The following is an 8,574-nucleotide window of genomic DNA, read 5'->3' on the forward strand; positions in this document are numbered from 1 at the left end:
GACAATGCCCGAGGGCATTGTCTTTTTAATGTTCATACATCATTTTCCGTGTCATGCCGCCATCCACCACGAGATTTTCGCCGTTGATGAAATTATTCTCCGCTGATGTAAGGAATAAGCACGCTCTTGCGATATCGGATGGTGCCCCGACCCGCTTGGAGGGATGCTGATCATGATCGACAGGGCGGAGGCTGTCATATTCCTTGGTCTCAATCCAGCCGGGGCTGATGCTGTTGACAGTAATATAGTCATTTTGCAGGGACATGGCAAGTGCATGTGTGAGGGCTGTGATGCCGCCTTTTGTTGCAGCATAAGCCTCGGTGTCCGGCTCGGACATCGTTGCACGGGTAGAGGCCATATTCACGATCGATCCGCCTTTTCCGCTCTTCTTCATATAAGCAGCAGCTTCCCTGCTTGCCAGGAAGGTGCCGCGTAAATTGGTATTGATGATCGAGTCCCATTCTTCAACAGTCAGTTCAAACATATTTTTGAATTCACTGATACCGGCATTATTGATCAGGATATCTATCTGTCCAAAATGGTCGAAGGCTTTCTTCATGAAGTCGGTCACTTCGTTGTGAAGCCGCAAATCAGCTTGGAGGGCAAGCCCTTCACCTGTCATTTCCTGCACAGTCTGTTCAGCAGCAGTTCGATCCAAATCAATCGCCGCTACTTTCGCCCCTGCTTGGGAATACGCGTGAGCAACTGCCTTTCCGATACCATTTCCAGCACCGGTTACAACCACTACTTTATTTGTGAAATCCATCTAGATTCATCCTTTCTTATCCTTATAAAAAATATGCTTCAGAGACCATGTACCATCTTCCTCCACGATCAGCTCCCCGAATGAGAATTGTTCCTGCTGCCGTTTATCCGTTGGAGATCCTGGATTGAACAGAACGAGACCCGATTCCTCCTTATGGACGGGAATATGGGAATGCCCATAGATAAGCAGATCGATCGCTTCCCCTTCGAATTCCGCTTTCGCCCGCTGTTCAGTCGTTTTTCCTTTTCCATGCCCATGAGTCAGACCGATTTTGAGTCCATGAAAATCCAGCAGCTGTTTTTTAGGCAATTTATCCATCAATCCAGAGCTGTCCATGTTTCCGAAAACAGCTGTCACGGGAGCATAAGCTGCAAGTGAATCCAAAACGCGGCTGTCCTGGATATCTCCTGCATGGAGGATATGGTCAGCCCGCTCCAGATAGGGAAGCAGTGCGGGCGGCCATATCTTTGCCATGCGCGGCATATGGGTATCGGCTAAGATGGTGATTCGCATCGGGTTTTCCTCCTGACAATGTCATATTACCCAAAAGCAAGTTTTTACAATCGTAAAAAACCACTCACCCAAAGGGGAGAGCGGTCGATATCAATGCTGTATTTGATGCTCGGGCTGATGCAGGGTGATATCGGCACCCAGCTGCCTGAACAGCCCGACGATATCTTCGTACCCGCGCTGTATATGCTTCACGTCTGTGATTTTGGTCATTCCTTCAGCAGCAAGGCCTGCGAGGATCAAGGAGGTACCGGCACGGACGTCATGTGCCTTTACCGTTGCGCCTTTAAGTTTGGCGCCGCCATTGATGACAATCTGATGATCGACTACATCGATGTCTGCACCAAGTTTCTTCAGTTCGCCAACGTGTCCGTTACGGTTTGGATACACTTTATCGAGAACCGTACTAGGGCCGGCAGCCAATGTCAGCAATGTAGTCAATGGCTGCTGGAGATCGGTAGCAAGTTCCGGATACATGCCGGTTTGGATGCGTGTACCTTGAAGTGCAGTTCCAGAGGCAGTCATCGAGTCATCGTCCTCTGTAATCGTCATGCCAAGCTCAATCAACTTGTTTGTACAGCTTGCCAAATGCTCAGGGATGACATTTTTCACCGTGATGCGGCCATTTGTCACACCGGCAGCCATCAAAAATGCACCAGCGATCAAACGGTCCGGGATCACCGTGTGCTCGATTCCGCCATGAAGGGATTCCACTCCATCGATGGTGATTTTCTCCGTGCCGGCCCCTTTGATTTTTGCTCCCATCAAATTCAGGAGGTTGGCTAAGTCAACCACTTCCGGATCTTTGGCAGCGTTGTGCAGGGTTGTCCGTCCTTCAGCTTTGACTGCAGCCAGCATCGCGTTGATCGTAGCACCGGATGTAATGACATCGAACGTGATTTCGGCACCAGTCAGCTTCTTGCAAGAAACCTCATAATACTGCTGCTTGAAATCAAATGTCGCACCGAGTGCGGAAAGTGCTTTGACATGCTGATCGATTGGGCGTGAGCCAAAGTCATCCCCGCCTGGATAACCGATTTGGACGGTTTTGACCTTATGAAGCAAAGCGCCGACGAAATAATACGAAGCGCGAAAATCCGAAGTTTTGGCTAAATCGAGTTTACCGGATGTAATGTATCTGCCTGTCAGCTCATATGTGTTTTTTTCTATTTCCTTCATATTTAAACCGATATCTTCGGCAATGTCTTTTATCAATAAAATATCCCGAATCGCAGGGATATCATGTAATGTTATCGTCTCATCTGTCAAACAGCCTGCTGCGACCAGTGCAAGCGCACTGTTCTTCGCACCAGGTATTGTGACTTCCCCGGTCAGCGGGCCGCTTTTTCTGACTTCAAACCATGCATTGTCCACTCTATTACGCTCCTTGTCTAATTTCCAGCACTGAAAGTCCAGAAGCAAAAAGACCCGAAGAAAAGGATGATATCACCGGTTTCTCCGCAATCTCGCATTTCTGTTCAATATTCAGCGCTTTTTATCTGCTCTCATATGCACATAAAATTCATTTTACCATTAATCGGCCAAGAAGTAGATAGGGAATAAGTATTCCTATATGCAGTTTTTACCTTTACCTTGGAACCATACAGATAAGAGCTTCATATACTGGCGGTAACAGACTTTTGTGCTACAATGAAAGTGACTGGACTATACCGTGGGAAAGGCAGGCTCATCATGAAAGGAAAAAAGATTTTCAAGGGCACGGGAATCGGGCTGCTTGTACTTTTTCTGTTTTGGTTTGTCCGGGAACATATTAAACTCTCACCTGAAGAAATCCAAGGGTGGATAGTTTCATTCGGGATCATTTCCCCGTTAATCTATATGGGAATGTATACAGTTAAACCCGTCATCTTTTTCCCTTCCTCTGTATTATCGGTTGCCGGGGGTCTGGCCTTCGGCTTTATCAAGGGAACAATCTTCATTTTGATTGGTTCCGCTGGTGCTGCAATCGTCGCATATTTTCTTGCACACTTTTTTTCCAAGCGGTTCGGGGATAAGGATTTAGGTGAGCGGGTGGAGAAAATCAAGCAGAAATTGCATGATGAAGGATTCTTCTATGTATTGGTCATGCGTGTACTGCCGGTTTTCAACTATGATCTGGTCAGTTATGTTGCCGGTCTGACAAATGTTAAATTCAAGCAATATTTAGCCGCCAGTATATTGGGCGTGCTCCCGGGGACGATGACTTATGCACTGGTTGGGTCAAGTATCGTATCCTTCAACTATATGTATCTCGCTATCATTCTATTGATCATACTGATTTGTGCTTTGATCGGTTTCTGGAAAAAGGATAAGATTAAAGAAATATTGACTTGAGGCAGCCGAGGCTGTCTTTTTTTATTTTCAGCTTGTGCTTGAATGGGTCAAGTTCAAGCTATCTAGGAAGATATACAAAAAGATAAAAGACCGAAAGACAAAGGACTGACCTCTGCCTTTTGGTCTTTTTATCATGCAAATGCCGTGACTTTTATTCCGCTTTCTTTCTCGTAGGCGCGCTGCAAAAAACGAGTGTTATCGCCTGGGGTGCCGCTGCTGATAAGTTTCCCCTCGATTTCAATGACCGGCATGATTTCACTGGTTGTGCTGGTGATGAATACTTCATCGGCTTTCAGCAGCTGGTCGGTCGTGAAGGCTGTTTCCTCCACCTGCAGTCCAGCTTTCGATGCTAGTGTCAATACTCTGCTCCGGACACAGCCGTGAAGGATATTATCCGCTGCAGGATGTGTGTAAAGAACTTGATCCTTGATGATGAATACATTCGATGACGAACCTTCGGTCACCATGCCTTGTTTATGAAGGATGGCTTCAAATGCCCCTTTTTCCTTAGCCGTCTGCTTTGCCAATATATTTGGCAGAAGGTTCAGACTTTTGATGAAGCAAAGATTCCATCTGATATCATCCGCCAGCACGGCACGTACGCCTTGCTGAAGCAGGGGGACTGGTCTTTTGCTTTGTTCGATATAGGCATAGAAATTAGCAGGGACATCAGGGAAGCTATGTTCACGCGGAGCTGAACCGCGAGTGATTTGCAGATACAATTTGGCATCCGTCTGTACGTCGTTTCGGACTGCTAATTCTTGGAGCGATGCAATCAATTCATTTTTTGTAAATGGCACCTCCAGGCGGATAGCTTCTGCCGAACGAAACAGTCGATCGATATGTTCTTCCAGCAGATCGAAAGTTCCTTGGTAAATTCGGATGACCTCGTATACGCCGTCACCGAATTGCAGCCCTCTTTCCTCGAAAGGATATAAAAGTGCTTCTTTTGTAATCATGCCATCCTGTGTCAACACATAATCATATAAGCTCATATCCATACCTCCCTTTATTAACATCCAGTATAGCAGAGCTGCAAACAGTGGCGGAAAAAGAAATTTGTCGAATTTTGTATAGAATGTTGCACGCATGTAAAAACCTTGTTATACTACTTAACATACTATTTATAAACCCGGGGTATTCAATTTCGCTCTTCATGCACTTGTTTACTACCCCTGAGCCAACGCAGTGTCTCGTTTTAAACGTAACGAGGCATTGCGTTTTTACTATGTATATGATGGAAATAATGATAAAAGGAAGGAGGCCGGCTAATGGATGCAGAAAAGCTGAAACAGGAGCTGATTGCCTATAGCAAGACAATCGGTGTGGATAAAATCAGGTTCACGACCGCGGATGTCTTTCAGGAATTGAAGGAAAGACTGAAGCAGCAGCAGGAAAAAAATTATCAGTCGGGCTTTGAAAAAGGAACGATAGAAGAGCGGACCGAACCGAAGAAGCTCATGCCTTCCGCTCAGTCCATTATCGCAATAGCGATGGCGTACCCTTCCAGATTGCCGAATGCACCGAAAAGTACGAGAGAAGAACCGCGCGGGCTATTCTGCCGTGCCTCCTGGGGAATGGATTATCATGAAGTGCTGCGGGATAGGCTGAATAAATTGGCTGCTTTTCTTGCCGAAAGGGTGGAGGGCTTCTCCTATCGTTCCATGGTCGATACCGGTGAACTGTCCGATCGGGCCGTGGCAGAGCGGGCTGGTATTGGTTTCAGTGCCAAAAACAGCTTTGTCATCACACCGGAATTCGGCTCTTATGTATACCTTGGTGAAATGATCACCAATATTCCATTCCTGCCGGATGAGCCGGTCGAGGATAGCTGCGGTACATGCACGAAGTGTATCGATTCCTGTCCGACAGGGGCACTTGTACAAGGCGGTCAGCTGAACGCCCAGCGCTGTATTGCTTACCTGACCCAGACAAAAGACTTCCTGCCGGATGAGTTCCGTTCCAAGATCGGAAATCGTATCTATGGCTGTGATACTTGTCAGCTTGTCTGTCCGAAGAACAAGGGAATGGACTTTCATTTACATGAAGAGATGGAGCCGGATCCAGAAATAGTGAAACCGCTCCTGAAGCCATTGCTCAAAATGTCCAATAAAGAATTCAAAGCAAAATTCGGTTTGATTTCCGGATCATGGCGCGGTAAGAAACCTATCCAGCGAAATGCCATCCTGGCGATTGCGCATTATAAGAGTTCATCGGCTGTGCCTGATCTGATAGAGCTTATGGAACGAGATCCGAGGCCTGTCATTCGCGGAACTGCTGCTTGGGCAATCGGCAAAATCGGATTGCCGGAAGGTTTCGAGGCAATCAGAAATGCGATGGAAAAGGAGCAGGATGAACAAGTCCGCGAAGAAATGGAAAAAGGGCTGCAATTCGAGCAGCAATATGCACAAACGCATTAAAGGAGCATTTCGCTCCTTTTTCATTTATTCTCAGCGAGATCCTGGAGCATTGCTTATTGGATTCCGATGCTTCCAGAAAGCAAGCCAGGCCTCCATCTTTTGGGCAATAAGATCTGTAAGAAGGAAGGCTGCAAGCAGCAGCCTTCCTAATGTTTTGCCCAGCCCTTTTGCGTAATGAAATCCTTCATATATACCCGCTTCGGTATTCGCAATTTATCTGTGGTCTGCTCTGTCCAAGTTGTTGTCCGGCTGTTTGCGGAGCGATCGGCATAATAAGCTTGGATGGCACGATCATATTCTTCCAGCTGGGCATTGAGCATGCCTTTATCCACGTTGTATCTATTTTTGTGATAGACGTTTTCAAATGGCAGCCGCGGTTTTTTTTCGTTCACTTTTTCAGGATATCCGACAGCGATTCCAAACAGCGGCAATACATGTACAGGCACCCCAAGGCTGGCAGAAACACCGGCCAGATTATTTCGGAGACCTCCGATATAACAAATACCCAAGCCCATCGATTCCGCTGCAATGGCAAGGTTTTGAGCTGCCAGTGAGGCATCGATCGTACCGATCAGCAATGCTTCCGTGCCTTGGATCGTTTCGGAAATATCTGCCCGCAGATTGCTGGCCATTTCCTTATGACGGTAGAAATCAGCGCAAAAAACGAAAAAGTGGCCATTTTTAACGACATATTCCTGACTGCCGGCATAGGTGCTGAGTTCCTTTTTCACTAAAGGATCGCTCACCCCGATGATCGAGTAAGCTTGGAGGAAGCTCGACGTGGATGCTGCCTGTGCAGCGGAGACGAGTTCCCTGATCTGCTCCTCTGAAAGTTGCTCGGACGTAAAGGATCTGACTGATTTGTGATTCAAGATGGTTTGCAAGACATCAGACATCGTATTCTCCCCCTTTTTTATAAGGATACACAAATTTGTCACATTTGTAACTAAAAATGTTTGCGCTTTCATCCGGGGAATCAGTCAAGCTCATGAAGCATATACTGCCATGATTCTACATACATACAAGTGAGGTGGAGCATGGATACATTCATGACCGTATTATCTGTATTTGTCGTTGGAGGCTTGCTCCTTCTGCGTGGATATGCCATGTCATATCGGAGAAAGAACAGGAGGGATGAAGATGGGGAAGGGTGAAAAGCTGGCGGAATATTGGATGCAGGAAGTCGAAGGGAAGAAAGCCGGGAATTGGCTCGTCAGCCGGATTGCATCGCATGAGAAGGACGGAGCGAAGGTTGCACAGATTCGCGGGGAAGGAACGATCTTGAGTGAGGAGCATGATGGGGAAGAGGATATCATCACTTATCGGCTGTGTGCAACATTCCTCGTCCATAAGCAGCACGCGACGTATCATGAAGAAGAAGTGCATACGCATGTAGCGCGTTTGCGTGAAGGGCAGATCATTCAGGATGAACGTGTCGAGGAAGCAGTTCAGCCGCATGTCCCGGGGCTTGTCGTCTATGAAACCAATGATGAGGATTTTGACCGTCAGTTCAACTATGACAGACGGGCAGCTGTACAGTATGCCGAACGCTGGTGGAATGATTATAATCCTGCCTATAAGAAATTCGAAGTTGATTGTACGAATTATGTTTCTCAATGTCTGCGGGCAGGCGGGGCTCCGATGAGAGGGGAGCCGGATCGGAATTCAGGATGGTGGTATAACGGGGAAAGCTGGAGCTATAGTTTCACTGTGGCAAATGCCTTGCGATGGTACTTGAGCGGCTCCACCCAAGGCTTGCGCGGTAGGGAAGTAGCCGATGCCAGGCTGCTTAGGCCAGGAGATGTCATCTGCTATGATTTTGAAGGAGATGGCAATTTCAATCACAATACAATTGTGGTTGCCCGGAACGCCCAAGGGGAGCCCTTGGTCAATGCCCATACAGCCAATAGCAGGATGCGTCATTGGGCCTACCGTGACTCTCCGGCCTTTACGGAGAATGTGGTTTATAAATTTTTCCAGATTGGGGTATGATCTCTGCTTATGCTATACTGGTAAGGTTGAAAGTCAAAAGCAGAGGTGAAAGTGTATGCCCAGACATATCGTACTATTCCAGCCAGAGATCCCGGCGAATACAGGAAATATTGCTCGTACCTGCCTTGCAACGGATACGACTTTGCATCTGATCCGTCCGCTCGGTTTCTCGACGGATGACAAAATGCTGAGAAGATCGGGATTGGACTATTGGCATGACGTGGATATCCATTATTACGATAGTATAGAAGAGTTATATGAACGATTTCCGGAAGGTGTCTTTTATTATATAGAGAACTTCGGTACCAAGCATTATACAGATTATGATTTCAGTGATACCGCCCAAGACCTTCTATTTGTCTTCGGCCGCGAGTCGAGCGGTATCCCGAAAGAGTTGCTCATAGGGAAAGAGGAGCAATGCCTCCGGATCCACATGACAGATAAAGTCCGTTCGCTGAATCTATCCAATACTGCTGCAATCATCATTTATGAAGCTCTTCGCCAGCAAGGCTTTGATGGGTTATCCTAAACTGCACACTAGTGTGCAGTTTA

9 protein-coding genes are annotated in these 8,574 nt (G+C 47.0%); 4 read left to right on the forward strand and 5 right to left on the reverse strand.

The features are described 5' to 3' along the window. Positions 1–25: 25 nt before the first annotated feature. From CHH53_RS17520 to murA, 3 genes are all read right to left on the reverse strand, one after another. A complete protein-coding gene (locus tag CHH53_RS17520; RefSeq protein ID WP_198946073.1) occupies positions 26–766 on the reverse strand; it encodes an SDR family NAD(P)-dependent oxidoreductase in 741 nt (246 codons plus the stop codon). Positions 767–772: 6 nt separating this feature from the next. After that, entirely contained in the window at positions 773–1,279 is a 507-nt protein-coding gene (locus CHH53_RS17525) for a metallophosphoesterase family protein (protein ID WP_198946074.1), read from the reverse strand. 90 nt (positions 1,280–1,369) lie between these two features. After that, entirely contained in the window at positions 1,370–2,650 is a 1,281-nt protein-coding gene (gene murA / locus CHH53_RS16850; RefSeq protein ID WP_095217297.1) for a UDP-N-acetylglucosamine 1-carboxyvinyltransferase, read from the reverse strand. Between the two features lie 318 nt (positions 2,651–2,968). Here murA and CHH53_RS16855 point away from each other — a divergent pair, with 318 nt between their 5' ends. Next, positions 2,969–3,610, forward strand: a complete 642-nt coding sequence (locus tag CHH53_RS16855) for a TVP38/TMEM64 family protein (protein ID WP_158221595.1) — start codon at positions 2,969–2,971, stop codon at positions 3,608–3,610. Between the two features lie 131 nt (positions 3,611–3,741). Here the strand turns inward: CHH53_RS16855 and dat are convergent, their stop codons facing one another. Continuing rightward, positions 3,742–4,605, reverse strand: coding sequence for a D-amino-acid transaminase (gene dat / locus CHH53_RS16860; RefSeq protein WP_095217299.1), 864 nt, complete (start codon positions 4,603–4,605; stop codon positions 3,742–3,744). A gap of 276 nt (positions 4,606–4,881) precedes the next feature. Between dat and queG the strand changes: the two genes are divergently transcribed. Then, on the forward strand, positions 4,882–6,030 hold the full coding sequence (queG, locus tag CHH53_RS16865) for a tRNA epoxyqueuosine(34) reductase QueG (RefSeq protein WP_095217300.1): 1,149 nt from the start codon (positions 4,882–4,884) through the stop codon (positions 6,028–6,030). Positions 6,031–6,176: 146 nt separating this feature from the next. Here queG and nfsA read toward each other — a convergent pair whose 3' ends face one another. After that, a complete protein-coding gene (gene nfsA, locus CHH53_RS16870; RefSeq protein ID WP_095217301.1) occupies positions 6,177–6,926 on the reverse strand; it encodes an oxygen-insensitive NADPH nitroreductase in 750 nt (249 codons plus the stop codon). Between the two features lie 244 nt (positions 6,927–7,170). Here nfsA and CHH53_RS16875 point away from each other — a divergent pair, with 244 nt between their 5' ends. Next, on the forward strand, positions 7,171–8,022 hold the full coding sequence (locus CHH53_RS16875) for an amidase domain-containing protein (RefSeq protein WP_095217302.1): 852 nt from the start codon (positions 7,171–7,173) through the stop codon (positions 8,020–8,022). Between the two features lie 55 nt (positions 8,023–8,077). Beyond that, complete coding sequence (locus tag CHH53_RS16880; protein ID WP_095217303.1) at positions 8,078–8,551, forward strand: tRNA (cytidine(34)-2'-O)-methyltransferase; 474 nt, start codon at positions 8,078–8,080, stop codon at positions 8,549–8,551. The last annotated feature ends 23 nt before the right edge of the window (positions 8,552–8,574 follow it).

It is taken from the genome of Terribacillus sp. 7520-G (genome assembly GCF_002271665.1).
Classification (GTDB): Bacteria; Bacillota; Bacilli; order Bacillales; family Amphibacillaceae; genus Terribacillus.